This window comes from Bacillus salitolerans, assembly GCF_042680805.1.
Classification (GTDB): domain Bacteria; phylum Bacillota; class Bacilli; order Bacillales; family SA4; genus Bacillus_CJ; species Bacillus_CJ salitolerans.
On the sequence record NZ_JBHUEM010000041.1, the window covers coordinates 40,019 to 63,239 of the forward strand.

A 23,221-nucleotide genomic window follows, 5' to 3' on the forward strand; every position below is an offset into this window, starting at 1 on the left:
GTGGTAGCCTTGCGGTTCTTAAGAACCGTGGGTCAATCACGAAGGGAGGTTCAAATATGGGTCGCAGCTTGAAAAAAGGACCTTTTGTGGATGATCATTTAATGAAGAAAGTTGAAGCTATGAACGAAACTGAAAAGAAGCAAGTTATTAAAACTTGGTCTCGTCGTTCTACAATCTTCCCTCAGTTCATTGGTCACACAATCGCTGTATATGATGGCCGTAAACATGTACCGGTATATGTTACTGAAGACATGGTAGGACATAAATTAGGTGAATTCGCACCTACACGTACGTACAAAGGTCACGATAGTGACGATAAGAAAACAAGACGTTAATGAGAGGAGGCATCTTGATGCAAGCGAAAGCAGTAGCTAGAACAGTTCGTATTGCTCCTCGTAAAGTACGCTTAGTAGTAGATTTAATTCGAGGAAAGCAAGTAGGCGAAGCAATTTCGATTCTGCGCCATACACAAAAAGCTGCATCTCCAGTTGTTGAGAAGGTTTTAAACTCTGCAATGGCGAATGCTGAACATAATTATGAAATGGAAGTTAGCAACCTAGTTGTAACTCAAGCTTTTGTTGACGAAGGTCCGACGCTTAAGCGTTTCCGTCCACGTGCAATGGGACGTGCAAGTGCAATAAATAAGCGCACAAGTCACATTACGATCGTATTATCAGAAAAGAAGGAGGGATAAGCTGTGGGTCAAAAGGTTAATCCTGTCGGTCTGCGTGTTGGTATTATCCGCGATTGGGAATCCAAATGGTACGCTGGTAAAGACTATGCAGATCTATTACATGAAGATATTAAAATCCGTGAGTATGTATCAAAGCGTTTAGCTGATGCATCAGTTTCAAAAATTGAAATCGAACGTGCGGCAAACCGTGTAAACATTACTGTTCACACAGCGAAGCCAGGAATGGTTATTGGTAAAGGTGGTTCTGAAGTCGAAGCACTTCGTAAAGCACTTAACCAATTAACAAACAAGCGTGTTCATATTAATATTATGGAAATCAAGAGAGCGGATGTTGATGCTCAATTAGTAGCTGAAAACATTGCTCGTCAACTTGAAAACCGTGTTTCATTCCGTCGTGCACAAAAGCAAGCGATTCAACGTGCTATGAGAGCTGGAGCTCAAGGTATCAAAACAATGGTATCTGGTCGTCTAGGTGGCGCAGACATCGCTCGTTCTGAATCTTACAGTGAAGGTACTGTTCCACTTCATACACTTCGCGCTGACATTGATTATGCAACAGCAGAAGCTGACACAACATATGGTAAGCTTGGAGTAAAAGTATGGATTTATCGTGGTGAAGTTCTTCCTACTAGAAAGAAAGAAGCGGAAGGAGGAAAATAATTATGTTATTACCTAAACGTGTGAAATACCGTCGTGAACACCGCGGGAAGATGCGCGGACGTGCAAAGGGTGGTACGGAAGTACACTTTGGTGAATATGGATTACAAGCACTTGAAGCTTCTTGGATTACAAACCGTCAAATCGAATCAGCGCGTATTGCAATGACTCGTTACATGAAGCGTGGCGGTAAAGTATGGATTAAGATTTTCCCATCTAAACCATACACTGCGAAGCCGTTAGAAGTGCGTATGGGTTCCGGTAAAGGGGCTCCAGAGGGATGGGTAGCTGTAGTTAAGCCAGGTAAAGTTATGTTTGAAATCGCAGGTGTATCTGAAGAGATCGCTCGTGAAGCTTTACGTCTTGCTTCTCATAAGCTACCAGTTAAAACTAAGTTCGTAAAACGTGAAGAAATTGGTGGTGAATCTAATGAAGGCTAATGATATCCGTGATCTAACCACTGCCGAAATTGAACAAAAAGTGAAATCACTAAAGGAAGAGTTATTCAACCTACGCTTCCAATTAGCTACTGGTCAATTAGAAAACACAGCTCGCATTCGCGAAGTACGCAAATCAATCGCTCGTATGAAAACTGTTGTGCGTGAAAGAGAGCTAAGCGTTAAATAATCAACCCTGAGAGGAGGTTTGCTGAATGACTGAGCGTAACCAACGTAAGGTTTACACTGGACGTGTTGTTTCCGATAAAATGGATAAAACAGTAACTGTTCTAGTTGAGACTTATAAAAAGCATACACTTTACGGAAAGCGTGTTAAGTACTCTAAGAAGTTCAAAGCTCATGATGAAATGAACGAAGCAAAAGTGGGCGACATCGTACGTATTATGGAAACACGTCCTCTATCTGCTACAAAGCGTTTCCGTTTAGTAGAAGTTGTTGAGAAAGCCGTAATTATCTAATAATGTTCGGATCATGTTTATTCCGAAGGGAGGTTTCATAGTATGATTCAACAAGAATCTCGTTTGAAAGTTGCTGACAACTCTGGTGCTCGTGAAGTATTAACAATCAAAGTACTTGGTGGTTCTGGAAGAAAGACAGCAAACATTGGTGATGTTATCGTTGTTACGGTAAAACAAGCAACACCAGGAGGCGTTGTTAAAAAAGGTGATGTCGTTAAAGCGGTTGTTGTAAGAACTAAGAGTGGTGTTCGTCGCCAAGATGGTTCATACATCAAGTTTGACGAAAATGCTTGTGTTATCATCCGTGATGACAAGAGCCCTCGTGGAACTCGTATCTTCGGACCAGTTGCACGTGAACTTCGTGATAGTAACTTCATGAAGATCGTATCTCTAGCTCCAGAAGTATTATAATGAAAAGTTTGACTATAAAATGAATGCCTTGTAAGAGGAGGTGCACGATCGATGCATGTGAAAAAAGGTGATAAAGTACAGGTTATCTCCGGTAAAGACAAAGGCAAACAAGGAGTTATCCTTGAAGCTTTTCCAAAGAAGGACCGCGTTCTAGTTGAAGGTGTAAACGTGGTTAAAAAGCATTCTAAACCATCACAAGCTAATCCACAGGGTGGAATCATCAGCCAAGAGGCACCAATTCATGTTTCTAATGTAATGCCATTAGATCCAAAGAGTGGTCAGCCTACACGAGTAGGATATACGCTAGTTGATGGGAAAAAAGTTCGTATCGCTAAAAAATCAGGTGAATCTTTAGATAAATAACGTATGAAAGGAGGTCAACGGAAATGAACCGCCTAAAAGAAAAATTCCAAAAAGAGATTACTCCTGCTCTAATGAGCAAGTTTAATTATAAATCAGTAATGCAAGTACCTAAGCTAGAAAAGATCGTTATCAACATGGGTGTTGGTGATGCTGTTGCTAACGCGAAGGCACTTGATACAGCTGTTGAAGAATTAACAACAATCGCTGGTCAAAAACCAGTAGTAACAAGAGCTAAGAAATCTATCGCAGGCTTCCGTCTACGTGAAGGTATGCCGATCGGTACTAAAGTTACTCTACGTGGAGAACACATGTATGAGTTCCTAGACAAATTAGTATCTGTTTCACTTCCACGTGTGCGTGACTTCCGTGGGGTATCAAACAAAGCATTTGATGGCCGTGGTAACTACACATTAGGAATTAAAGAGCAGTTGATCTTCCCTGAAATTGATTACGATAAAGTATCAAAAGTAAGAGGTATGGATATTGTTATTGTTACAACTGCTAATACTGACGAGGAAGCTCGTGAACTATTAACTCAATTAGGAATGCCGTTCCAAAAGTAATAGATGCCAACTAATGAAGAGGAGGCGAAACTGTGGCTAAAAAATCAATGATTGCAAAGCAAAAGCGCAAGCAAAAATTTAAAGTTCAAGAGTATACACGTTGCGAACGTTGTGGACGTCCACACTCTGTACTACGTAAATTTAAGCTTTGCCGTATTTGTTTCCGTGAGCTCGCTTATAAAGGGCAAATTCCAGGTGTTAAAAAAGCTAGTTGGTAATACCCAAGCATGGGAAGGAGGTAAAATTCAATGGTCATGACAGATCCAATTGCAGATATGCTTACTCGCATTCGTAATGCGAACATGGTTCGTCACGAGAAATTAGAAATCCCAGCTTCTAAATTGAAGAGAGAAATCGCTGAAATTTTAAAGCGTGAAGGTTTCGTTCGTGATGTAGAATTCGTTGAAGATAACAAGCAAGGTATACTTCGTATTTTCCTAAAGTACGGTGCAAATAATGAACGTGTAATTACTGGACTAAAGAAAATTTCTAAACCTGGTTTACGTGTTTATGCTCCAGCAAATGAAGTGCCTCGCGTACTAAATGGTTTAGGTATTGCGATCGTTTCCACTTCAAGCGGAGTTGTAACTGATAAAGAAGCTCGTCAAAAGCAAATCGGTGGAGAAGTACTCGCATACGTTTGGTAATCACTTGTAATAAGAGGGAGGTGCAATCAAAATGTCTCGTATAGGTAAAAAACCAATTGAGATTCCAGCAGGTGTTACTGTTACTAACAACAACAACACAGTAACAATCAAAGGACCAAAGGGTGAATTAACTCGTACATTCCATCCTGACATGGAAATCAAATTAGAAGATAACATCTTAACAGTAGTACGTCCTACTGATAATAAAGAACATAGAGCACTTCATGGTACGACAACTAGTTTGTTAATCAACATGGTGCAAGGTGTAACAAATGGTTATGAAAGAGGACTTGAGTTAATCGGGGTTGGATACCGTGCTTCAAAGCAAGGTAACAAACTTGTTTTAAACGTAGGTTACTCTCATCCAGTTGAAATCACACCAGAGCAAGGAATCGAAATCGATGTTCCTGCAAACACAAAAATCATTGTTAAGGGTATTGATAAAGAGCGTGTTGGTGCGCTTGCTGCAAATATCCGTGACGTTCGTCCACCAGAGCCTTATAAAGGTAAAGGTATTCGTTACGAAGGTGAATATGTACGTCGTAAAGAAGGTAAGACTGCGAAGTAATACCATTAGGTAAGAGAAAGGAGTGACCTAAATGATTACGAAACAAGATAAAAATGCGACTCGTAAGAAGAGACACGCTCGTGTTCGTTCTAAATTAACAGGCACAGCTGAGCGTCCGCGTTTAAACGTGTTCCGTTCTAATCAACATATTTATGCACAAGTTATTGATGATACAAACTCAGTAACAATCGCGAGTGCATCAACTTTAGATAAAGAACTTTCTATTGATTCTACTAGTAACATGGATGCTGCTAAGGCAGTAGGTGATCTAGTAGCTAAGCGTGCGGTAGAAAAGGGTATTACTAACGTGGTATTTGACCGTGGTGGTTACTTATACCATGGCCGTGTTAAGGCTCTTGCAGATGCTGCTCGTGAAGCAGGTCTACAATTCTAATAAAAAGGAGGGACATAAATGCGCATCGATCCAAACAAGTTAGAACTTGAAGAGCGTGTAGTTGCCGTTAATCGTGTAGCTAAGGTTGTAAAAGGTGGACGTCGTTTCCGCTTTGCTGCACTAGTGGTAGTTGGAGATAAAAATGGTCATGTTGGATTTGGAACTGGGAAAGCTCAAGAAGTACCAGATGCAATCCGCAAAGCAATTGAAGATGCAAAGAAAAACTTAATTTCTGTACCAACTGTTGGTACAACAATTCCACACCAAGTAATTGGACAATTTGGAGCTGGTAACATTTTATTAAAGCCTGCTTCTGAGGGTACTGGGGTTATCGCTGGTGGTCCAGTTCGTGCGGTATTAGAATTAGCTGGTGTAGGTGACATCCTATCAAAATCATTAGGAACAAACACACCAATTAACATGGTTCGTGCAACAATCAATGGACTTAAAGACTTAAAGCGTGCTGAAGATGTTGCAAAGCTACGTGGTAAAACGGTAGAAGAACTGTTAGGATAAGGAGGGAAATATAATGACAAAAAAATTAGAAATTACCCTCACTCGCAGTGTTATTGGTCGTCCAGAGGATCAACGTGTAACTGTTAAGACTCTTGGTTTAAACAAGATGCATCAAACAGTCGTACACAATGACAACCCTGCGATTCGCGGAATGATTAACAAAGTTTCTCACCTTGTTACGGTAAAAGAACAATAATGAATGAAACTGTTATAATAAGGAGGTGCCCAAATGAAACTTCATGAATTAAAACCTGCTGAGGGTTCTCGTAAGGAACGTAACCGTGTAGGACGTGGTATCGGTTCTGGTAATGGTAAAACAGCTGGTAAAGGTCATAAAGGTCAAAATGCTCGTTCAGGTGGAGGTGTTCGTCCTGGATTTGAAGGTGGTCAAACTCCTTTATTCCAACGTCTACCAAAGCGTGGTTTCACGAACATTCATCGTAAAGAATTCACAATCGTAAACTTAGATACATTAAATCGTTTTGAAGAAGGAACTGAAGTTACTCCAGAACTATTATTAGAAACTGGTGTTATCAGCAAGTATACTGCTGGCGTTAAAATCCTTGGAAAAGGTAAGCTAGAAAAGAAACTTACTGTCAAGGCTCATAAATTCTCTTCTTCTGCTAAGGAAGCGATTGAGGCGGCTGGCGGTAAAACTGAGGTGGTTTAATGTTTCAGACAATCTCCAATTTTATGCGCGTGAGTGATATTCGCTCAAAAATCATTTTTACACTTTTAATGCTGATTGTTTTTAGACTTGGTACATTTATTCCTGTACCAGGTGTAAGAACGGATGTATTAAAATTCCAAGATGAACTAAATGTGTTTGGAATCTTAAATACATTTGGTGGAGGAGCCTTACAAAACTTCTCAATCTTCGCAATGGGTATTATGCCTTACATTACAGCATCCATCATTGTTCAATTATTACAGATGGATGTTGTTCCTAAGTTTGCTGAATGGGCGAAGCAAGGTGAAGTAGGGCGTCGTAAACTAGCTCAGTTTACCCGCTATGGAACTATCGTTCTTGGATTTATTCAAGCAATTGGTATGTCAATTGGTTTTAACAACTTATTTGGCGGTCAATTAATTGAAAATCCAGAACCACTAACGTATTTATTTATTGCAACTGTATTAACTGCAGGTACTGCTTTCTTAATGTGGCTTGGTGAACAGATCACAAGTAAGGGAGTAGGAAACGGCATTTCGATTTTAATCTTCGCTGGTATCGTTGCTGCAATTCCGACAACCGTAAATCAAATCTATGCTCAACAATTTGAAGACGCTGGTGAACAATTATTCATTCGAATTGTAACAGTGGTTCTATTGTTAGTGGCTGTATTGGCTATTGTTGTAGGTGTAATCTTCATTCAACAAGCACTTCGTAAGATTCCAGTACAATATGCGAAGAAGTTAGTTGGTAGAAATCCTGTTGGAGGACAATCAACTCATATTCCATTAAAAGTGAATGCTGCAGGGGTTATCCCGGTAATCTTTGCTGTATCATTTATCATTACTCCACCGACAATTGCGTCGTTCTTTGGTACTAATGATGTGACAACATGGATTCAAAATACGTTTGATTATACAAAACCAATCGGTATGATTGTCTATGTTGCACTAATTATTGCTTTCACATATTTTTACACCTTTGTTCAAGTTAACCCTGAGCAAATGGCGGAAAATTTAAAGAAGCAAGGTGGTTATATCCCAGGTATTCGTCCAGGAAGAAATACTCAAGATTACTTTACAAAGATCTTGTATCGCCTAACATTTGTTGGAGCACTCTTCTTGTCACTTATTTCAATCTTACCTGTTTTCTTTATCAATTTTGCTAAGTTGCCACCTTCAGCACAAATTGGCGGAACAAGCTTGTTAATTGTAGTTGGTGTTGCACTAGAAACAATGAAACAACTTGAAAGTCAGTTAGTGAAGAGACATTATAAAGGTTTTATTAAGCAGTAGAGGATGGGGAGATACTCTTCCCTTTGCCTCATAGCTACTGAGGGGGTTAACGATTTATGAAATTGATATTAATGGGTTTGCCTGGTGCAGGAAAGGGAACTCAAGCTGAACGTATAGTAGAAGAGTTTCATATCCCTCATATCTCAACAGGTGATATGTTCCGAGCTGCTATAAAAGAAGGCACAGAGTTAGGTTTAAAAGCAAAATCTTTTATGGATCAAGGTCAACTTGTTCCAGATGAAGTAACAATAGGTATTGTTCGTGAACGCTTAGGTAAAGATGATTGTAAAAAAGGTTTTCTATTAGACGGGTTTCCACGTACAGTGGCCCAAGCCGAAGCTTTAGAACAAATGTTATCTGACCTTCAACGTACGCTTGACTATGTAATCCACATCCATGTAGATCAAAGTCTATTAATGGAACGTTTAACAGGTCGTCGTATTTGTAAAGAGTGTGGTGCTACGTACCATCTAGTCTTTAACCCACCAACGCAAGAAGGTATTTGTGATAAGTGTGGTGGAGAATTGTATCAACGTCATGATGATAATGCTGAAACAGTAGGTAATCGTCTAGAAGTTAATACGAAACAGATGGAACCTTTACTCAATTTCTATGATCAAAAAGGTTATCTACGTACAATCAATGGTGAACAGGACATTCATGATGTTTTTGCTGACATCAATCAAGTTCTTGGAGGCTTATCTAAATGATCATTTGCAAGACTCCTCGCGAGATTGAAATAATGCGAGAAGCTGGCCGAATTGTTGCATTGACACATCAAGAATTAAAATCACATATAAAACCAGGGATTACGACAAAGGAACTCGATGCTATAGCTGATAGTTTTATACGTAAGCATAATGCTGTTCCATCCTTTAAAGGATATAATGGCTTTACTGGTAGTATATGTGCTTCCGTCAACGAAGAACTCGTTCATGGGATTCCTGGTGATCGCATGCTTCATGAAGGAGATATCATTAGTATAGATATTGGGGCCAAGTATAATGGTTATCATGGTGATTCTGCATGGACATACGGTGTTGGAAAAATATCAGATGAAAATCAACGTTTACTTGATGTGACGGAGGAATCGTTGTACCGGGGATTAACTGAAGCTAAGCCTGGTGTACGACTTAGTAATATCTCTCATGCCATTCAAGTATATGTTGAATCTAATCAATTTTCGGTTGTTCGTGAGTATGTTGGACATGGGATTGGGCAGGATCTACATGAAGATCCTCAAATACCCCACTATGGCCCACCAAACAAAGGACCAAGGCTAAAGCCTGGAATGGTTTTAGCGATTGAGCCAATGATTAATGCTGGTAGCCGTTATGTGAAAACATTACAAGATAACTGGACAGTTGTAACAGTCGATGGTAAAATGTGTGCTCACTTTGAACACACCATTGCTATTACAGAAGAAGGTTATGAAATCTTAACAAAAGCCTAAGTGAAGGTGATAATGGGTGAATGAATCTGATTCGATTCCACGAATTGGTCAGTTTGTCTATACTACACATGGTAGAGATTCAGGACAATATTCTATAATTATAGGAATTCTGGACGAACGGTTTGTATTGCTCGCTGATGGTGATAAGCGGAAATACGATAAGCCAAAAAGGAAGAATATCAACCATCTTGAATTTTTTGATAACATTTCCCCGGAAGTTCAGAGCAGTATTAGCGAAACAGGTCGTGTGACAAACGGGAAATTACGTTATGCATTAACAAAGTTTGTCAATGAGCAGGTTGCTGATTTGAAGAAGGGAGATTATGCTGATGGCGAAAGACGATGTAATTGAAGTTGAAGGTACGATTATAGATACATTGCCAAATGCAATGTTTAAGGTTGAGTTAGAAAACGGTCATGTTGTTCTAGCACATGTTTCCGGTAAAATACGAATGCACTTCATCCGCATTTTGCCAGGAGACAAAGTAACTGTTGAATTGTCGCCTTATGATTTAACTCGCGGTCGTATTACGTATCGTTTCAAATAAAAAAACTAGCACTCCGTAATATTAAGGAGGTTTAAAAGATGAAAGTAAGACCATCAGTAAAGCCTATCTGCGAAAAATGTAAAGTTATTCGCCGTAAGGGTAAAGTAATGGTTATTTGTGAAAATCCAAAACATAAGCAAAAACAAGGCTAATAAGAAGGAGGTGCACTCATGGCACGTATTGCAGGTGTAGACGTTCCACGTGATAAACGCGTTGTAATTTCCTTAACTTACATTTTTGGTATTGGAAGCTCAACAGCAAAGCAAGTACTAGCGGAAGCTGGTGTTTCTGAAGATACTCGTGTTCGTGATTTAACAGAAGATGAATTAGGAAGAATCCGTGAAGCTATCGATCGTTTAAAAGTAGAAGGAGATCTTCGTCGTGAGATTAACTTAAACATTAAGCGTTTAATCGAGATCGGTTCATATCGTGGTCTCCGTCATCGTCGTAGCTTACCAGTTCGTGGTCAAAATACGAAGAACAATTCTCGTACTCGTAAAGGCCCACGTCGTACGGTAGCAAACAAGAAAAAATAGTAAAGGAGGTATATCTCAATGGCTCGTAAAACGAATACTCGTAAACGTCGTGTGAAAAAGAATATAGAAACAGGTATGGCACATATCCGTTCTACATTCAATAACACAATCGTTACGATTACTGACTCTCACGGTAATGCTCTTTCATGGTCAAGTGCTGGTTCTCTAGGATTTAAAGGCTCTCGTAAGTCTACTCCTTTCGCTGCTCAAATGGCTGCTGAAACAGCTGCTAAAGTTGGAATGGAGCATGGCTTAAAAACACTTGAAGTAACAGTTAAAGGTCCTGGTGCAGGACGTGAAGCTGCGATTCGTGCTCTTCAAGCTGCAGGTTTAGAAGTAACTGCTATTAAGGACGTTACTCCAGTACCTCACAATGGTTGCCGCCCACCAAAGCGTCGTCGTGTTTAATTTATCTGTATAGATTTTGAAACCCTGTCTATAATGGGATATGATACAATGTTTTTGTAAATATACAAAAGATTGATCAAGTTGTTGTGCGCAAAACGGGAACTGCCTAATGGGGAATTTCGGTTAGACAACTGTGTCTAGCCGGGGTTTCGACGTTTTGAAGGAGGGTTTATAATGATCGAAATTGAAAAACCAAAAATCGAAACGGTTGAAATCAGCGATGATGCCAAATACGGTAAATTTGTCGTCGAACCACTTGAGCGTGGATATGGTACTACTTTGGGTAACTCCTTACGTCGTATCCTATTATCCTCACTACCTGGTGCAGCTGTTACTGCTATTCAAATAGATGGTGTACTGCATGAGTTCTCAACTATTGAAGGTGTCGTAGAGGATGTTACAACCATCATCTTGAACCTTAAAAAGTTAGCACTTAAGATCTATTCAGATGATGAAAAGACACTTGAGATTGACATTCAAGGTGAAGGAACTGTTACTGCTGCAGATATCACGCATGATAGTGATGTAGAGATTTTAAACCCTGATCTTCATATCGCGACTCTAGCCAAAAATGCAACATTGCGTATGCGAATAACAGCTAGACGTGGTAGAGGGTATACACCAGCTGATTTAAACAAAAGAGAAGACCAGCCAATTGGGGTTGTTCCAATTGATTCGATTTATACGCCTGTCTCTCGTGTAACTTACCAAGTAGAGAATACACGTGTAGGTCAAGAAGCAAACTTTGATAAGTTAACTCTTGATGTTTGGACTGATGGTAGCATCGGACCAAAAGAGGCAGTAGCACTTGGTGCAAAAATTTTAACTGAACATCTTAATATCTTTGTAGGTCTTACTGATGAAGCACAAAATGCTGAAATCATGGTAGAGAAAGAAGAAGACCAAAAGGAAAAGGTGCTAGAGATGACAATTGAAGAACTAGATTTATCTGTCCGTTCTTACAATTGCTTGAAGCGTGCTGGTATCAATACGGTTCAAGAACTAGCTCACAAAACTGAAGAAGATATGATGAAAGTTCGTAATCTAGGGCGCAAATCTCTAGAGGAAGTTAAACATAAATTAGAAGAACTAGGTTTAGGCCTTCGTAAGGATGACTAACTAGTAAGCTTTTGACTCATCTTTTCTCATTTAAGAGAGGATGGGATTTCAACAAAAGGAGGGAACTTCCGATGGCATATCAAAAATTAGGTCGTACAAGTGCTCAACGTAAAGCATTACTTCGTGACTTAACGACAGATTTAATTATCAACGAGCGCATTGAAACAACTGAAGCAAGAGCCAAAGAACTTAAGTCAGTTGTTGAAAAAATGATCACTCTTGGTAAACGTGGTGATTTACATGCTCGTCGTCAAGCTGCTGCTTACGTTCGTCACGAAGTAGCAAACGAAGAGACAAACCAAGACGCAATTCAAAAGCTATTCGGTGATATTGCACCTCGTTACTCAGAACGTCAAGGTGGATATACTCGTATCCTTAAAATGGGACCTCGTCGTGGAGACGGTGCACCAATGGTAATCATCGAGTTAGTGTAATACGATATAATGACTACTGAAAGGGCGGCAGTTCTATTTTAATTGGATCTGAGCCCTTTTTTTGTGTTTTTTATCCTGAAATGTATAGGAGGGACGTTATGGAAAAAGCAATATTGACTGTCCAAGATGTTTCTTTTCGATATCCGAACCAAGAAGAGTTCGCACTATCAAAAGTGAATTTCTCCATATTTCAAGGCGAATGGGTTGCCATAGTTGGCCATAATGGGTCTGGTAAATCAACCATTGCAAAGCTATTAAATGGTCTATTACTGCCTTCAGAAGGATCCATTGTACTAGATAATGAGATAGACCTTACAGAGGATACGGTATGGGATTTCCGAAATAGAATTGGGATGGTATTTCAAAATCCAGATAATCAATTTGTAGGTACAACTGTTCAGGATGATGTGGCTTTTGGTTTAGAAAACAGGGGTGTACGAAGGGAAGAGATGGTGGAGCGAATCCAAAATAGTCTTGGCCTTGTGAATATGGAAGAATTTCTAAATCAAGAGCCCCACCATTTGTCTGGAGGACAAAAACAGCGAGTCGCCATCGCTAGTATTCTAGCAATACAACCTGATATTATTGTATTAGATGAAGCGACATCTATGCTTGATCCAAAAGGTCGACACGAGGTTTTACATACTATAAACAAACTAAAGCAAACCGAGAAGATAACAGTTATCTCAATAACACATGATTTAAACGAAGCGGCAAAGGCAGACCGAATGATTGTATTTAATAAGGGATCTATATTTGCCGAAGGAACTCCAGAAGAGATTTTTAAGCTGGATGCCGAATTGGAAAAGATCGGCCTTGATGTTCCTTTTCCAGTAAAGGTTCGTAAAAAGTTAATGGAAAAAGGTATTAGCTTAAAACAATTCCATATAACGAATGAAGGATTGATTAAAGAATTATGGACATCAACATTCAAAAACTGACCCACCGCTACCAGGCGAATTCACCTTTTGAAAGACTTGCTTTAGTTGAAGTCGATTTAGCTATCCCAAGTGGTACTTTTGTCTCTATTATTGGACACACTGGATCTGGTAAATCAACTGTCATTCAGCATTTAAACGCACTCTTAATGCCGACAAAAGGTACTATACAAATTGGGGAGTTCACCCTTACTCCAAACAAAAAGGATAAGCAGATAAAATCATTAAGAAAGAAGGTAGGGATGGTTTTTCAATTTCCAGAGCATCAATTGTTTGAGGAGACGATAGAGAAGGACATTTGCTTCGGTCCCATGAACTTTGGTGTGAGTGAAAAGGAAGCCAAAGGAAGAGCAAGAAAAGCTCTTTCCTTAGTAGGATTAAGTGAGGAATTTTTAGACCGTTCTCCCTTTGAATTAAGTGGAGGTCAAATGAGAAGGGTAGCTATTGCTGGAGTACTGGCGATGGAGCCAGAGGTTATTATTCTTGATGAACCGACTGCTGGATTAGATCCAAGAGGTCAAAAAGAGATGCTCGAATTATTCTCAACCTTACATAAACAAAGGAACTTAACGACCATTATGATTACTCATAGCATGGAATATGCAGCAGCCTATTCAGACCTTATCATTGTCATGGAAAAGGGCCGAGTGTATTTAGAAGGAACGCCGCATGAAGTTTTCTCACAAAAAGAAAAACTTGCTCAAGTTGGATTAGATATCCCAGAGCCTTATCAGTTTATTGAAGCGTTCGAAAAAACATCTAATAAGGGCGTTGAGGGAACTTACCTAACTATTGATGAAATGGTAGAAGCAATCTATCAATTTCTTCAAAAGGAGAATAGGTTATGAGCATGATGGAAAGCATGATCATTGGAAAGTATGTACCAGCACCATCTCTTATTCATCGAATGGATCCACGGTCTAAATTACTGCTTATCTTTTCTTTTGTTATGATTGTATTCCTAGCTGATAATGCACTTACGTATGGACTTTTGATTGCCTATACTGTTTTTATTACTTCGCTAACAAAAGTACCATTTCAATATATTCTTAAGGGTCTTAAACCTATCATTTGGATAATTCTCTTTACGTTCATACTGCATCTAATGATGACAAAAGAGGGGGAGGTTTTAATTACCCTTGGTCCACTTTCTATTCATGAAGAGGGTTTGAGACAAGCGATCTTTATATCCATTCGCTTTTTCTTACTAATAATGATGACATCCTTATTAACATTAACGACAACGCCCATTGAGGTCACTGATGGGATGGAAAGCTTATTACAGCCGTTTAAGCGCTTGGGATTACCCGTTCATGAGTTAGCATTAATGATGTCCATTTCTTTGCGGTTTATTCCAACGTTAATGCAAGAAACTGAGAAAATTATGAAAGCACAAACAGCTAGAGGAGTTGACTTTACAAGCGGTCCGCTTAAAGACCGTTTAAAGGCAATTATACCTTTATTAGTCCCGTTGTTTATAAATTCATTTAGAAGAGCAGAAGAGCTTGCAAACGCAATGGAAGCAAGGGGATATAGGGGCGGAGAAGGTCGAACGAAGTATAGAGAATTAAAATGGAAACTATCGGATACACTGTTTCTATTAAGTATAGGAATTGTAACCATTATTTTATTATTCCTTCGATTATGAGGGTGATACCATGCAACGTTTAAAATGTATTATTTCATATGATGGTTCTGCATTTTCCGGTTATCAAGTACAACCGAATCGTCGAACGGTTCAAGCTGTGATTGAAGATGCACTACAAAAGATGCATAAAGGTGAATTCATTCGAATACATGCTTCAGGAAGAACTGACGCGGGAGTACATGCGATTGGACAAGTGATTCACTTTGATTCGCCGTTAGCAATCCCAGCCAATCGATGGAAGGTGGCCTTAAACTCTTTACTTCCAGATGAGATCGTAGTCAAGGATGTACAAAAAACACATTCGGACTTTCATGCTCGTTTTGATGTGATAAGTAAGGAATACCAGTACAAGATTTTATTAAAACGTGACCGGGATGTATTTTTGCGACATTATGTACATCATGTTCCTCACTCACTTGATTATATTGCGATGAAAGAAGCAATTAAGTACTTTATTGGTACAAAAGATTTTTCATCATTTTGTTCTGCCAAAACAGAGATTGAGGATAAAATCCGCACGGTTTATGAAATTGAGTTTTTTGAAGAAAGCGATATGCTGACATTTCGCTTTGTAGGGAATGGTTTCCTCTATAATATGGTTAGAATTATGGTTGGGACGATTCTTGAAGTGGGATTAGGCTACCGTAGTTCAAAGGAAATTGTCACCATATTAGAAATGAAAGATCGTACAAAAGCAGGGAAAACCGCACCAAGTCATGGATTATATTTATGGAAAGTAAACTATAACAACTAAACCTGGTGTAACATTCTCTTGACATTAGTATTCTCACAGTATATTATTGCATATGGTACTATTTTTAAACCCCACAAATAAGCCCCGGAACTTATCTGTGATGATAATAAAAATAGCTTTAAAAATGAACTTGATTGATTAATTAGGAGGGAAACACATGCGTACTACTTATATGGCAAAGCCAAGTGAAGTGAATCGTAAATGGTACGTAGTAGACGCTGAAGGCAAAACTTTAGGTCGTCTATCTACTGAAGTAGCATCTATCTTACGTGGTAAGCATAAGCCAACTTATACACCACATATCGATACTGGTGATCACGTAATTATCTTAAACGCTAATAAAATTGAATTAACTGGTAAGAAGTTAACTGACAAAATCTACTACCGTCACAGCATGCACCCAGGCGGTCTTAAGACTAGAACTGCTCTTGAAATGCGTACGAACTACCCAGTTCAAATGTTAGAGCTTGCAATCAAAGGTATGCTTCCAAAAGGTCCATTAGGACGTCAAATGGGTAAGAAGCTTCACGTTTATGCAGGAAGCGAACATCCACATCAAGCACAAAAGCCAGAAGTTTACGAACTTCGCGGATAATTTAAGGAGGTTATTATATTGGCACAGGTACAATATTACGGTACTGGACGTCGTAAGAGCTCCGTAGCTCGTGTACGTTTAGTTCCTGGTAACGGACGTGTAGTAATTAATGAGCGTGAATTTGAAGATTATTTACCACTACCAGCACTTAGAGAAGTAGTTAAGCAACCACTTGTTGCAACTGAAACTTTAGGTAACTACGATGTTCTTGTTAGTGTTAAAGGTGGCGGATACACTGGTCAAGCTGGAGCAATTCGTCACGGGATTTCTCGTGCATTACTTCAAGCAGATCCAGAATTCCGTTTAACTCTAAAGCGCGCTGGATTCTTAACTCGTGACGCACGTATGAAAGAACGTAAAAAATACGGTCTTAAAGGTGCTCGTCGTGCACCTCAGTTCTCAAAGCGTTAATTTTTCACTTCAAAACTCTCAACCAATTTGGTTGGGGGTTTTTTTATATTTAAAATGAAAGGCTTCTGATGTTGATTGCATCCAAATTCCTCTGGAAAATCCACGAATGACCCACACCAACAGCTTATCCATCGATAATCTTATAGTTATACTAAGAATACAAATTAGGAGGTGTAAAGATTGGGAATTGATACAAGACGATTTCAGAAATGTGGCACCTCACCATGTTGTTGTAGTATTAGGAATCACCAAACCATTAATGTAAACCCGGTTATAAAAATTCCAAGTATACCGTCACAAAGCTTAAATACAAAGTTTACTTGCTTCTTCTAATGAGGAAATAGAGAGAGAGTTAACTGGCTCTATTGAAACTATTCCTGTACTAAGTATTCCTCCATTTACTACAACAGAAAGAAGTAGTGAAGCTAGATGCTACTGTGACAGTTGAGTTAGCAGAAAGGGATGCACAATCAGATGGCGAATTTGCTATTGCGCTTATATTGAACAGAGAAGAGGGTGATTCAATCGTTGTCTACCGCGAAATCGACCAAAGCGATGCTACACCTGGTCCTCAAGTAGTATTACCATTAACTTGGGTTGATTTACCTGGAGCTGGAACACAAAATTACAGTATAGATGTAGAAATCATTACTTCAAGCTTCGAACTGGCCACAATTAAGGAGCGAGCTATAACGGCAACGATATATCCACCGGGAAGTGTACTACCATCATTTATTGGATAACCACAAATAAGTCCTCAGTAATAGGACTTTTATTTATTCATATCAGCGCTTGCGCCTTTTGTTCTGATTAGCTACAAAATTGGTACCATGTGATAAAATTGCCATTCAACCCTTATGCTATTTCGTGCATCCTATTGGTATAGAGATAGAAAATGGGGGCTGATTTATATGGCAGTGATTATGTCGTTTAAGGAAAAGAGAAAAGAAAAACAAGTTAAATTTGAGAAGAAAGTGCTCAGAGAGCTTTCTTTAGAAAAATTATTAAAAGAAGTGAACCAATATTTTCAACCCTTTTTTAAGCGTGCTATGTTTTCACAAGCCATTGAGGATGGCAGTGTTGATGTTGCAGTAGAAGCATACCTATTAGGAGCAAGCTATGGAAGAGTTGGTCATTATGGAGAGTCGTTTGATAGTATTAAAAAACGTTGTTATTATGAGGAAAAATATTTGATTGATACCTTATATGATTACTTACAATATTGGGGAAACATGGGCGATAACGATTTTATTAGCGAATCATTGTATATGGCGTGTGAGCAATTTGTTACGAAATGGATCAATGAAGGATTTCAAAAAGGAATCATGAGACACAAACTTCGTTTACATTAAATCATATTTCTCTCACTTGTCCCATATAGTGAATAGAAGGGAAAAGCAGGGAGGAGAAAATGGTGAAGGGGAAACGAAAATTTATTGGTTTTACTATTGGAATCATCGCCCTACTATTTATTATACAATATCAGTTCGTTATAAATGACTCTTGGAACTCATGGAATCTCCCGTTAAGTGGAGAAGTCATTGTGTTAGACCCTGGCCATGGTGGTCCTGATGGGGGAGCAGACTATAATGGAAAGGTTTTTGAGCGTGATATAGCTCTTAATATAGCATTTAAAGTAAAGGCATATCTTGAACAGCAAGGTGCGCTTGTATTAATGACTAGAGAAGATCACAATGATCTAGCTGGAGATAAGAAAGGAATCCGAAATCGAAAGGTGGAGGATTTAAAAAATAGAGTAGACTTTATTAACCATTCCGAAGCGAGCATGTTTATTACAATCCACTTAAATGCTATACCTTCAGAACGCTGGAGCGGGGCACAAACTTTCTATTATGGGTCATTGGAAGAAAATAAACGCATTGCTATTATGATACAGGATGAAATAAAGCGTAACCTAGAAAATACACATCGTTCTGCAAAAGCCATAAGTGGAATCTACCTATTAAAAAATGCACAAAAGCCAGGAGCTTTAGTAGAAGTAGGCTTTTTATCAAATCCTCATGAACGCCAACTTCTAATGAAAGAGGATTATCAAGAAAAAATGGCTGCATCGATTTATGAAGGAATTTTACGATATTTTACAAACGAACCCACTCCTCCAAATTAAGGAGTTTTTCATAGGCAATGGCTGAATGCGTGAAGGACACTTAAAATGATTGAATTATGGTATACTAACGAAGAAAACGAATACAAGAGGGGTGCAAGAATGATTACAGAAGAAAGAATTCGCTCCATCTTAAATAAAATGATGGATCCGTTTTTACATAAGACATTAGAAGAAACAAATGGAATCCAAGAGATAAAAGTAAAAGAAGAGAAAAATCATGTTAGTGTAAAAATTGCTATTGCCAAAACGGGTACAGCTGAACAAATGCAACTTCAATCATCTGTCGTACAAGTATTAAAGGAGGCTGGAGCAGAAACAGTAGGTTTACGCTTTACCAACATGACAGAGGATGAACTTGCTAAATTTGCTTCAACAGAGACGAATCCACAGGATCAATCACTTTTATCTCCTACAACAAAAACAAACTTTATTGCTATTGCTAGTGGGAAAGGTGGCGTTGGGAAATCCACGGTTTCTGTGAACTTAGCTGTTTCCTTAGCTAGACTTGGAAAAAAAGTAGGAATCATTGATGCAGACATCTACGGTTTTAGTGTTCCAGATATGATGGGCATTACGAAACGACCTGTTGTAAGAGGGGAAAGAATCATCCCAGTTGAACGAATGGGCGTAAAGGTTATTTCAATGGGCTTCTTTGTAGAAGACAATGCCCCAGTTATATGGAGAGGACCAATGCTAGGTAAAATGCTCCATAATTTCTTTAATGATATCGAGTGGGGAGATCTAGATTATTTACTATTAGATTTACCTCCAGGAACAGGGGACGTTGCATTAGATATTCATACAATGTTACCATCCTGTAAAGAAATTATTGTAACAACTCCTCACCCAACAGCTGCATTTGTTGCAGCAAGAGCAGGTGCAATGGCACTAAGAACAGAACATGAGATACTTGGTGTAATTGAAAACATGTCCTATTTTGAAAGTAAAGTTACAGGAGAAAAGGAATATGTTTTTGGTAAAGGCGGAGGTCAGAAATTAGCCGATGAACTACAATCAGAGGTACTTGGTCAATTACCATTACAACAACCTGACTGGAACGACGATGATTTTGCACCATCGATTTATGCTGAAGACCATAAGTTAGGGAAGATTTATTTATCCATTGCCGAAAAAGTAGTAGAATTAACTCAAAAGTAATAAAAAAGGGTGCGGTATGGAACCGTCACCCTTTTTTTGTAAGTTAAGAAAGTATACGTTTCTGGTGTTTAATTAATTCAATGTTACAGCTAAATCCAGCTTTAGCGCCCAGCCATTCGAGGTCAAATGTCCTGTCATGAATAAAAGAGAAAACCACGCCTTTTTCAAGACAGAACACTTGCTTACCTTAGACTAATCGAAGAGCTTGCGCCTTTTGTCCTTTCATCTTGAATAAAAGATATTTATGAAGCCCCTGAGCCGCTATCGCCGCCCTCTTCTGAGCCTCCACCACCACCGCCACCTTCTTCCTTCTTTCCACCTGATTGTTGCATTTCTTCGGCAGCTTTTATGACAACATCGGCTATTTTAGCTTTAAAAAGAGGACTCTCAAAGGTTTCGGTAATGACTTGCTGTAGATGCCCTCTGAATTCAGTACTTTTAAGCAAAGTCGTTATTTGTTTCTCTACATCTGGGTTTTGAAATACTTCCATGAGCATTTTCTGGTACTCAGGATCCTTCATTAGTCCTTTTATTAGTTTTTCATGCTCAGACTGCATACTCTTTGCAAAAGTTTCAGCAAACTTAGGATCTTTAAAGGCATCAGACCAAAATTGATTTCCTTCTTTGGATGTTAATGTTGTCTGAATCGTTTCAGTAACAATTGCTTGATCCATAACAAGAGCTTGTTTCATGCTATCATCTGACATAACTTCTTCGATAGCTTTTTTTCCTTCATCTGTTTTAAGAATATCTACTACCATCTTTTTAGTCTGTTCGTAATCAGCTTGTCCACTACCTTGTTCTCCGCCACCTGCACATGCAGCCAAAGTGAACAAAACAATAAAAAGGAGGAGCAGTTTAAGTTTGCCCATTTCACATTCTCCTTTCATTTCTTACCCTACTTTTAATATGATTTTTCTACTAAAAATTATACATTCATTAATGGATTTACTAGCTTTTTTATGCTGTCGTTGGTAAAATCAGATTGGATTGAATGAATGGAGGAAATAATGTGAAAAGCCGTAACGTAGTACGACTCTTCTTCTCTACATTAATGGTAGGGGGAATAAGTACGATTATTTTAGGATTTATTATTAGATGGTCAGAATACCAGCCTTTTTTTTCCACCTTTAATATAAAGGAAATTCTTTCTATAACGTTTTGGTTATTAGGATTAGGATTTATTTTTAGTGTTATAAGTCAGATGGGATTTTTTGCTTACTTAACGGTGCATCGATTTGGATTGGGGATTTTTAAATCTTTATGGTCTCCTGTACAAATAATTTTAATTGTGTTTGTAATATTTGATCTTGTCTACTTCCGCTTTCAGTGGTTTGCTCAATCGGAAGAAAGTATATTAGCTTATGTATTGTTTCCAATCCTTATTTTTACATATGGACTTATTGTTGCATATATTAAGAAAAGTCAAACGAACAAGCATGCTTTTATTCCAGCAATGTTTTTTATGGTAGTTGTTACAACAATTGAATGGATACCTGCTCTTCGCGCAAATGAAGAAAGCTGGTTATATTTAATGCTTTTTCCTTTATTAATCTGCAACAGTTACCAATTGCTGGCGCTACACAAGCTCATAAAAAAAAGCTGACAATTTGGAATGTCAGCTTTTTTTGTTTTGGAAACTATAAAAGCTCACAATTTGTGGATAACTGAGTGATGAGCGTAGTAATCTGGCTCCAGCGCCCAGCCCTCGAGGTCAAATAACCTGTAATGAAGAAAAGGGAAAGCTCGCCCTGAGCCTTTTTTTCTTTACTTTACTTCATTGGACTTTGCATCCGTGTTTGAAATAAGCTCAGATACAGAGTAGGTGCCATACCCTTTCTGTTTAAGAAGTTTAGAAATCTGTGGTATTGCCGTATCCGTTTGTTTAGCTGAATCAGATGCATGCAATAGGATGATATCCCCTGGTTTCATTCCCTTTACATTTTCAATAATCATTTCTGTTCCGGGGTTTTTCCAATCATCTGAGTTTACACTCCAATGGACAAGTGTATAACCAACGTTTTCTGCCACCTTTAACACTTTATCATTAAATGCACCAGTTGGAGCTCTAAGTAAGGTAACATCCTTAACACCTAGTGTTTTAAAAACTTCCTGTGCTTGAAGAATATCGCGTTTAATCTTTTGTTCTTCTAGGTCAGCGTAGTTTTTGTATTGGTAGCCTTTACTACCAATTTCATGACCGTCTTCCACAATCCTCTTTACAATATCCGGATGTCTTTCAGCCCAGGAAGCAGATAAAAAGAAAGTGCAGTTTTTAATATTATTTGCTTTGAGTGCATCGAGAATAGGAATAGCTCTTTCATCGCCCCAAGTAATATCAAAAGTTAATGCAACTTTATTATCCTTGCCTTCTCCTTTATAAATGGCACGAGGGCCATTCTCTGTTGAAAACACGGGCTCTTTTAAACTGTTCTCAACAAACAATATACCTGCAGTAAAAAAAGCTGCAATCATAATGATTAAAGAATGTTTTACTTTTTTTCCATTAAGAACAAAGAAAAAATTCATCTCGAATCCTCCTTGAGACAGTCTCTAGTGAAATACATATGCACGCTTGTACTTTTTATGTGCAAAAGAATTTTGAATTCTATTTTTTTCATAAAATCTTAGTTTTTGGTAATAATTAAATATACCGGTAAATGATTGGGTAAAATCTTACTTCATTTGAATGAGAAATAGTAGATCCTAAAACTAAACTATATTCTAATAAGCACTTATTCCAATAAAGAGGTGACATCATGTTAGGCTTTTTAGTTAATGGAAAGGAAATTAAAGAATTAGAATATCTCCTCAAAAGGGAAATGGATGAGATCCTTCATGATTTTCAAGATTCAAGAATTGACCATATAGTGAAACGAGCAATGGAGGAAAGATATCAAATATTATTTCGTTTATTTAGAAGAGTTGCTTCTCCTAACGAATGTACGAAGTACATGAGAACTAAACCCATTAGACATTATAAATAGTAGGAAGAGGGGATTTGGTAATTACCAATAATCTCCTCTTTTAATTATGTTGACGCTTGAAGAGTATGTATGTTATATTAATGACCGTCGCTGTTGCGTATGTTTGCAGAGATGACAAATAAGTTTGAAACAAGTCAAATACTATTTTTAAAAAAGTAGTTGACTTCGATTTGGATAGTGTGTTATATTATAAAAGTCGCCTCTGAGCGAAAAAACATTACGGTCACTGGCCATGATGAGTTCTTTGAAAACTAAACAAAACGTCAAGCGTGTTGGTTTTATAAACCAACGAGGTTATTTCATAGTAAATAACCATCAATAATTTTTAAAATCTACAATTGTAGATTGTCGGTGTTTTTGAGCAATCAAACATCTTTTTGGAGAGTTTGATCCTGGCTCAGGACGAACGC

General features: G+C 38.4%; 40 protein-coding genes. 38 read left to right on the forward strand and 2 right to left on the reverse strand.

Annotated elements, in window-relative coordinates:
- Window positions 1-56: 56 nt before the first annotated feature.
- The 36 genes from rpsS (at window position 57) to ACFSCX_RS17500 (ending at window position 19,824) form a co-directional block, all read left to right on the forward strand.
- On the forward strand, window positions 57-335 hold the full coding sequence (gene rpsS, locus ACFSCX_RS17325) for a 30S ribosomal protein S19 (RefSeq protein WP_377929500.1): 279 nt from the start codon (window positions 57-59) through the stop codon (window positions 333-335).
- Window positions 336-352: 17 nt separating this feature from the next.
- Window positions 353-694, forward strand: a complete 342-nt coding sequence (rplV, locus tag ACFSCX_RS17330) for a 50S ribosomal protein L22 (protein WP_377929501.1) — start codon at window positions 353-355, stop codon at window positions 692-694.
- A 3-nt stretch (window positions 695-697) separates the two neighbouring features.
- Window positions 698-1,354, forward strand: a complete 657-nt coding sequence (gene rpsC / locus ACFSCX_RS17335) for a 30S ribosomal protein S3 (RefSeq protein ID WP_377929502.1) — start codon at window positions 698-700, stop codon at window positions 1,352-1,354.
- A gap of 2 nt (window positions 1,355-1,356) precedes the next feature.
- Window positions 1,357-1,791 (forward strand): 50S ribosomal protein L16, encoded by a 435-nt coding sequence (gene rplP, locus ACFSCX_RS17340; RefSeq protein WP_377929503.1) that lies wholly within the window; start codon window positions 1,357-1,359, stop codon window positions 1,789-1,791.
- Window positions 1,781-1,978 (forward strand): 50S ribosomal protein L29, encoded by a 198-nt coding sequence (gene rpmC, locus ACFSCX_RS17345; RefSeq protein WP_377929504.1) that lies wholly within the window; start codon window positions 1,781-1,783, stop codon window positions 1,976-1,978. Before rplP ends, rpmC begins: the two co-directional genes overlap by 11 nt.
- Before the next feature lie 25 nt (window positions 1,979-2,003).
- Window positions 2,004-2,267, forward strand: a complete 264-nt coding sequence (gene rpsQ / locus ACFSCX_RS17350; RefSeq protein WP_377929505.1) for a 30S ribosomal protein S17 — start codon at window positions 2,004-2,006, stop codon at window positions 2,265-2,267.
- 42 nt (window positions 2,268-2,309) lie between these two features.
- Window positions 2,310-2,678 carry a 50S ribosomal protein L14 gene (rplN, locus tag ACFSCX_RS17355; RefSeq protein ID WP_377929506.1) on the forward strand — a complete coding sequence of 123 codons (369 nt, stop codon included), beginning with the start codon at window positions 2,310-2,312 and terminating at the stop codon, window positions 2,676-2,678.
- 51 nt (window positions 2,679-2,729) lie between these two features.
- Window positions 2,730-3,041: a 50S ribosomal protein L24 gene (gene rplX, locus ACFSCX_RS17360; RefSeq protein WP_377929507.1), complete on the forward strand. Its 312-nt coding sequence runs from the start codon at window positions 2,730-2,732 to the stop codon at window positions 3,039-3,041.
- Window positions 3,042-3,064: 23 nt separating this feature from the next.
- Window positions 3,065-3,604, forward strand: a complete 540-nt coding sequence (gene rplE / locus ACFSCX_RS17365) for a 50S ribosomal protein L5 (RefSeq protein ID WP_377929508.1) — start codon at window positions 3,065-3,067, stop codon at window positions 3,602-3,604.
- A gap of 32 nt (window positions 3,605-3,636) precedes the next feature.
- Complete coding sequence (locus ACFSCX_RS17370) at window positions 3,637-3,822, forward strand: type Z 30S ribosomal protein S14 (RefSeq protein WP_026569056.1); 186 nt, start codon at window positions 3,637-3,639, stop codon at window positions 3,820-3,822.
- A gap of 30 nt (window positions 3,823-3,852) precedes the next feature.
- Window positions 3,853-4,251 carry a 30S ribosomal protein S8 gene (gene rpsH, locus ACFSCX_RS17375; protein ID WP_377929509.1) on the forward strand — a complete coding sequence of 133 codons (399 nt, stop codon included), beginning with the start codon at window positions 3,853-3,855 and terminating at the stop codon, window positions 4,249-4,251.
- 31 nt (window positions 4,252-4,282) lie between these two features.
- Window positions 4,283-4,819, forward strand: coding sequence for a 50S ribosomal protein L6 (gene rplF, locus ACFSCX_RS17380; protein WP_377929510.1), 537 nt, complete (start codon window positions 4,283-4,285; stop codon window positions 4,817-4,819).
- A 31-nt stretch (window positions 4,820-4,850) separates the two neighbouring features.
- Window positions 4,851-5,213 carry a 50S ribosomal protein L18 gene (gene rplR, locus ACFSCX_RS17385; RefSeq protein WP_377929511.1) on the forward strand — a complete coding sequence of 121 codons (363 nt, stop codon included), beginning with the start codon at window positions 4,851-4,853 and terminating at the stop codon, window positions 5,211-5,213.
- A gap of 18 nt (window positions 5,214-5,231) precedes the next feature.
- Window positions 5,232-5,729 carry a 30S ribosomal protein S5 gene (gene rpsE / locus ACFSCX_RS17390; RefSeq protein WP_377929512.1) on the forward strand — a complete coding sequence of 166 codons (498 nt, stop codon included), beginning with the start codon at window positions 5,232-5,234 and terminating at the stop codon, window positions 5,727-5,729.
- Between the two features lie 13 nt (window positions 5,730-5,742).
- Window positions 5,743-5,925 carry a 50S ribosomal protein L30 gene (rpmD, locus tag ACFSCX_RS17395; RefSeq protein WP_377929513.1) on the forward strand — a complete coding sequence of 61 codons (183 nt, stop codon included), beginning with the start codon at window positions 5,743-5,745 and terminating at the stop codon, window positions 5,923-5,925.
- Window positions 5,926-5,958: 33 nt separating this feature from the next.
- Window positions 5,959-6,399, forward strand: a complete 441-nt coding sequence (gene rplO, locus ACFSCX_RS17400; RefSeq protein WP_377929514.1) for a 50S ribosomal protein L15 — start codon at window positions 5,959-5,961, stop codon at window positions 6,397-6,399.
- Window positions 6,399-7,694 (forward strand): preprotein translocase subunit SecY, encoded by a 1,296-nt coding sequence (secY, locus tag ACFSCX_RS17405; protein WP_377929515.1) that lies wholly within the window; start codon window positions 6,399-6,401, stop codon window positions 7,692-7,694. The genes rplO and secY overlap by 1 nt, the downstream gene beginning before the upstream one ends.
- Before the next feature lie 56 nt (window positions 7,695-7,750).
- The gene (locus tag ACFSCX_RS17410; protein WP_377929516.1) at window positions 7,751-8,404 is read left to right on the forward strand and encodes an adenylate kinase; all 654 of its coding nucleotides are present in this window, start codon (window positions 7,751-7,753) and stop codon (window positions 8,402-8,404) included.
- Window positions 8,401-9,147 carry a type I methionyl aminopeptidase gene (gene map, locus ACFSCX_RS17415; protein WP_377929517.1) on the forward strand — a complete coding sequence of 249 codons (747 nt, stop codon included), beginning with the start codon at window positions 8,401-8,403 and terminating at the stop codon, window positions 9,145-9,147. Before ACFSCX_RS17410 ends, map begins: the two co-directional genes overlap by 4 nt.
- 16 nt (window positions 9,148-9,163) lie before the next feature.
- On the forward strand, window positions 9,164-9,499 hold the full coding sequence (locus ACFSCX_RS17420) for an RNA-binding protein (protein WP_377929518.1): 336 nt from the start codon (window positions 9,164-9,166) through the stop codon (window positions 9,497-9,499).
- Window positions 9,477-9,695 (forward strand): translation initiation factor IF-1, encoded by a 219-nt coding sequence (infA, locus tag ACFSCX_RS17425; protein WP_163181858.1) that lies wholly within the window; start codon window positions 9,477-9,479, stop codon window positions 9,693-9,695. The genes ACFSCX_RS17420 and infA overlap by 23 nt, the downstream gene beginning before the upstream one ends.
- Window positions 9,696-9,733: 38 nt before the next feature.
- On the forward strand, window positions 9,734-9,847 hold the full coding sequence (gene rpmJ / locus ACFSCX_RS17430; RefSeq protein WP_003156543.1) for a 50S ribosomal protein L36: 114 nt from the start codon (window positions 9,734-9,736) through the stop codon (window positions 9,845-9,847).
- Window positions 9,848-9,865: 18 nt separating this feature from the next.
- Complete coding sequence (gene rpsM / locus ACFSCX_RS17435) at window positions 9,866-10,231, forward strand: 30S ribosomal protein S13 (protein WP_377929519.1); 366 nt, start codon at window positions 9,866-9,868, stop codon at window positions 10,229-10,231.
- An 18-nt stretch (window positions 10,232-10,249) separates the two neighbouring features.
- The gene (rpsK, locus tag ACFSCX_RS17440) at window positions 10,250-10,639 is read left to right on the forward strand and encodes a 30S ribosomal protein S11 (protein WP_377929520.1); all 390 of its coding nucleotides are present in this window, start codon (window positions 10,250-10,252) and stop codon (window positions 10,637-10,639) included.
- 174 nt (window positions 10,640-10,813) lie between these two features.
- The gene (locus tag ACFSCX_RS17445; protein ID WP_377929521.1) at window positions 10,814-11,758 is read left to right on the forward strand and encodes a DNA-directed RNA polymerase subunit alpha; all 945 of its coding nucleotides are present in this window, start codon (window positions 10,814-10,816) and stop codon (window positions 11,756-11,758) included.
- Between the two features lie 71 nt (window positions 11,759-11,829).
- Complete coding sequence (gene rplQ / locus ACFSCX_RS17450; protein WP_377929522.1) at window positions 11,830-12,192, forward strand: 50S ribosomal protein L17; 363 nt, start codon at window positions 11,830-11,832, stop codon at window positions 12,190-12,192.
- Window positions 12,193-12,290: 98 nt separating this feature from the next.
- Window positions 12,291-13,133 carry an energy-coupling factor ABC transporter ATP-binding protein gene (locus ACFSCX_RS17455; RefSeq protein WP_377929523.1) on the forward strand — a complete coding sequence of 281 codons (843 nt, stop codon included), beginning with the start codon at window positions 12,291-12,293 and terminating at the stop codon, window positions 13,131-13,133.
- A complete protein-coding gene (locus tag ACFSCX_RS17460; protein WP_377929524.1) occupies window positions 13,109-13,978 on the forward strand; it encodes an energy-coupling factor ABC transporter ATP-binding protein in 870 nt (289 codons plus the stop codon). The genes ACFSCX_RS17455 and ACFSCX_RS17460 overlap by 25 nt, the downstream gene beginning before the upstream one ends.
- Window positions 13,979-13,980: 2 nt before the next feature.
- A complete protein-coding gene (locus tag ACFSCX_RS17465; protein ID WP_377929536.1) occupies window positions 13,981-14,778 on the forward strand; it encodes an energy-coupling factor transporter transmembrane component T family protein in 798 nt (265 codons plus the stop codon).
- A 10-nt stretch (window positions 14,779-14,788) separates the two neighbouring features.
- A complete protein-coding gene (gene truA / locus ACFSCX_RS17470; protein WP_377929525.1) occupies window positions 14,789-15,532 on the forward strand; it encodes a tRNA pseudouridine(38-40) synthase TruA in 744 nt (247 codons plus the stop codon).
- A gap of 157 nt (window positions 15,533-15,689) precedes the next feature.
- A complete protein-coding gene (gene rplM, locus ACFSCX_RS17475) occupies window positions 15,690-16,127 on the forward strand; it encodes a 50S ribosomal protein L13 (RefSeq protein ID WP_377929526.1) in 438 nt (145 codons plus the stop codon).
- A gap of 18 nt (window positions 16,128-16,145) precedes the next feature.
- Window positions 16,146-16,538: a 30S ribosomal protein S9 gene (gene rpsI / locus ACFSCX_RS17480; RefSeq protein ID WP_377929527.1), complete on the forward strand. Its 393-nt coding sequence runs from the start codon at window positions 16,146-16,148 to the stop codon at window positions 16,536-16,538.
- A 419-nt stretch (window positions 16,539-16,957) separates the two neighbouring features.
- On the forward strand, window positions 16,958-17,281 hold the full coding sequence (locus ACFSCX_RS17485) for a hypothetical protein (RefSeq protein WP_377929528.1): 324 nt from the start codon (window positions 16,958-16,960) through the stop codon (window positions 17,279-17,281).
- A 168-nt stretch (window positions 17,282-17,449) separates the two neighbouring features.
- Window positions 17,450-17,890, forward strand: coding sequence for a DUF2521 family protein (locus ACFSCX_RS17490; RefSeq protein ID WP_377929529.1), 441 nt, complete (start codon window positions 17,450-17,452; stop codon window positions 17,888-17,890).
- 62 nt (window positions 17,891-17,952) lie between these two features.
- Window positions 17,953-18,666, forward strand: coding sequence for an N-acetylmuramoyl-L-alanine amidase CwlD (cwlD, locus tag ACFSCX_RS17495; protein ID WP_377929530.1), 714 nt, complete (start codon window positions 17,953-17,955; stop codon window positions 18,664-18,666).
- 99 nt (window positions 18,667-18,765) lie between these two features.
- The gene (locus tag ACFSCX_RS17500; RefSeq protein WP_377929537.1) at window positions 18,766-19,824 is read left to right on the forward strand and encodes an Mrp/NBP35 family ATP-binding protein; all 1,059 of its coding nucleotides are present in this window, start codon (window positions 18,766-18,768) and stop codon (window positions 19,822-19,824) included.
- 242 nt (window positions 19,825-20,066) lie between these two features.
- On the opposite strand, the gene gerD is transcribed toward ACFSCX_RS17500, so the two are convergent.
- Window positions 20,067-20,696: a spore germination lipoprotein GerD gene (gene gerD / locus ACFSCX_RS17505; RefSeq protein WP_377929531.1), complete on the reverse strand. Its 630-nt coding sequence runs from the start codon at window positions 20,694-20,696 to the stop codon at window positions 20,067-20,069.
- Between the two features lie 140 nt (window positions 20,697-20,836).
- Here gerD and ACFSCX_RS17510 point away from each other — a divergent pair, with 140 nt between their 5' ends.
- The gene (locus ACFSCX_RS17510) at window positions 20,837-21,430 is read left to right on the forward strand and encodes a KinB-signaling pathway activation protein (protein WP_377929532.1); all 594 of its coding nucleotides are present in this window, start codon (window positions 20,837-20,839) and stop codon (window positions 21,428-21,430) included.
- A gap of 161 nt (window positions 21,431-21,591) precedes the next feature.
- Here ACFSCX_RS17510 and pdaB read toward each other — a convergent pair whose 3' ends face one another.
- Entirely contained in the window at window positions 21,592-22,353 is a 762-nt protein-coding gene (gene pdaB / locus ACFSCX_RS17515; RefSeq protein ID WP_377929533.1) for a polysaccharide deacetylase family sporulation protein PdaB, read from the reverse strand.
- Between the two features lie 230 nt (window positions 22,354-22,583).
- Between pdaB and ACFSCX_RS17520 the strand changes: the two genes are divergently transcribed.
- Window positions 22,584-22,811: a hypothetical protein gene (locus ACFSCX_RS17520; protein ID WP_377929534.1), complete on the forward strand. Its 228-nt coding sequence runs from the start codon at window positions 22,584-22,586 to the stop codon at window positions 22,809-22,811.
- Window positions 22,812-23,221 lie beyond the last annotated feature (410 nt).

Bases quoted from the DNA above. Each gene is read 5' to 3' on its own strand.
- rpsS (WP_377929500.1), top strand. From the start codon at position 57: ATGGGTCGCAGCTTGAAAAAAGGACCTTTTGTGGATGATCATTTAATG.
- rplV (WP_377929501.1), top strand. From the start codon at position 353: ATGCAAGCGAAAGCAGTAGCTAGAACAGTTCGTATTGCTCCTCGTAAA.
- rplP (WP_377929503.1), top strand. From the start codon at position 1,357: ATGTTATTACCTAAACGTGTGAAATACCGTCGTGAACACCGCGGGAAG.
- rpmC (WP_377929504.1), top strand. From the start codon at position 1,781: ATGAAGGCTAATGATATCCGTGATCTAACCACTGCCGAAATTGAACAA.
- rpsQ (WP_377929505.1), top strand. From the start codon at position 2,004: ATGACTGAGCGTAACCAACGTAAGGTTTACACTGGACGTGTTGTTTCC.
- rplN (WP_377929506.1), top strand. From the start codon at position 2,310: ATGATTCAACAAGAATCTCGTTTGAAAGTTGCTGACAACTCTGGTGCT.
- rplX (WP_377929507.1), top strand. From the start codon at position 2,730: ATGCATGTGAAAAAAGGTGATAAAGTACAGGTTATCTCCGGTAAAGAC.
- rplE (WP_377929508.1), top strand. From the start codon at position 3,065: ATGAACCGCCTAAAAGAAAAATTCCAAAAAGAGATTACTCCTGCTCTA.
- rpsH (WP_377929509.1), top strand. From the start codon at position 3,853: ATGGTCATGACAGATCCAATTGCAGATATGCTTACTCGCATTCGTAAT.
- rplF (WP_377929510.1), top strand. From the start codon at position 4,283: ATGTCTCGTATAGGTAAAAAACCAATTGAGATTCCAGCAGGTGTTACT.
- rplR (WP_377929511.1), top strand. From the start codon at position 4,851: ATGATTACGAAACAAGATAAAAATGCGACTCGTAAGAAGAGACACGCT.
- rpsE (WP_377929512.1), top strand. From the start codon at position 5,232: ATGCGCATCGATCCAAACAAGTTAGAACTTGAAGAGCGTGTAGTTGCC.
- rpmD (WP_377929513.1), top strand. From the start codon at position 5,743: ATGACAAAAAAATTAGAAATTACCCTCACTCGCAGTGTTATTGGTCGT.
- rplO (WP_377929514.1), top strand. From the start codon at position 5,959: ATGAAACTTCATGAATTAAAACCTGCTGAGGGTTCTCGTAAGGAACGT.
- secY (WP_377929515.1), top strand. From the start codon at position 6,399: ATGTTTCAGACAATCTCCAATTTTATGCGCGTGAGTGATATTCGCTCA.
- ACFSCX_RS17410 (WP_377929516.1), top strand. From the start codon at position 7,751: ATGAAATTGATATTAATGGGTTTGCCTGGTGCAGGAAAGGGAACTCAA.
- map (WP_377929517.1), top strand. From the start codon at position 8,401: ATGATCATTTGCAAGACTCCTCGCGAGATTGAAATAATGCGAGAAGCT.
- infA (WP_163181858.1), top strand. From the start codon at position 9,477: ATGGCGAAAGACGATGTAATTGAAGTTGAAGGTACGATTATAGATACA.
- rpmJ (WP_003156543.1), top strand. From the start codon at position 9,734: ATGAAAGTAAGACCATCAGTAAAGCCTATCTGCGAAAAATGTAAAGTT.
- rpsM (WP_377929519.1), top strand. From the start codon at position 9,866: ATGGCACGTATTGCAGGTGTAGACGTTCCACGTGATAAACGCGTTGTA.
- rpsK (WP_377929520.1), top strand. From the start codon at position 10,250: ATGGCTCGTAAAACGAATACTCGTAAACGTCGTGTGAAAAAGAATATA.
- ACFSCX_RS17445 (WP_377929521.1), top strand. From the start codon at position 10,814: ATGATCGAAATTGAAAAACCAAAAATCGAAACGGTTGAAATCAGCGAT.
- rplQ (WP_377929522.1), top strand. From the start codon at position 11,830: ATGGCATATCAAAAATTAGGTCGTACAAGTGCTCAACGTAAAGCATTA.
- ACFSCX_RS17455 (WP_377929523.1), top strand. From the start codon at position 12,291: ATGGAAAAAGCAATATTGACTGTCCAAGATGTTTCTTTTCGATATCCG.
- ACFSCX_RS17460 (WP_377929524.1), top strand. From the start codon at position 13,109: ATGGACATCAACATTCAAAAACTGACCCACCGCTACCAGGCGAATTCA.
- ACFSCX_RS17465 (WP_377929536.1), top strand. From the start codon at position 13,981: ATGATGGAAAGCATGATCATTGGAAAGTATGTACCAGCACCATCTCTT.
- truA (WP_377929525.1), top strand. From the start codon at position 14,789: ATGCAACGTTTAAAATGTATTATTTCATATGATGGTTCTGCATTTTCC.
- rplM (WP_377929526.1), top strand. From the start codon at position 15,690: ATGCGTACTACTTATATGGCAAAGCCAAGTGAAGTGAATCGTAAATGG.
- ACFSCX_RS17490 (WP_377929529.1), top strand. From the start codon at position 17,450: ATGGCAGTGATTATGTCGTTTAAGGAAAAGAGAAAAGAAAAACAAGTT.
- ACFSCX_RS17500 (WP_377929537.1), top strand. From the start codon at position 18,766: ATGATTACAGAAGAAAGAATTCGCTCCATCTTAAATAAAATGATGGAT.
- gerD (WP_377929531.1), bottom strand. From the start codon at position 20,696: ATGGGCAAACTTAAACTGCTCCTCCTTTTTATTGTTTTGTTCACTTTG.
- pdaB (WP_377929533.1), bottom strand. From the start codon at position 22,353: ATGAATTTTTTCTTTGTTCTTAATGGAAAAAAAGTAAAACATTCTTTA.
- ACFSCX_RS17520 (WP_377929534.1), top strand. From the start codon at position 22,584: ATGTTAGGCTTTTTAGTTAATGGAAAGGAAATTAAAGAATTAGAATAT.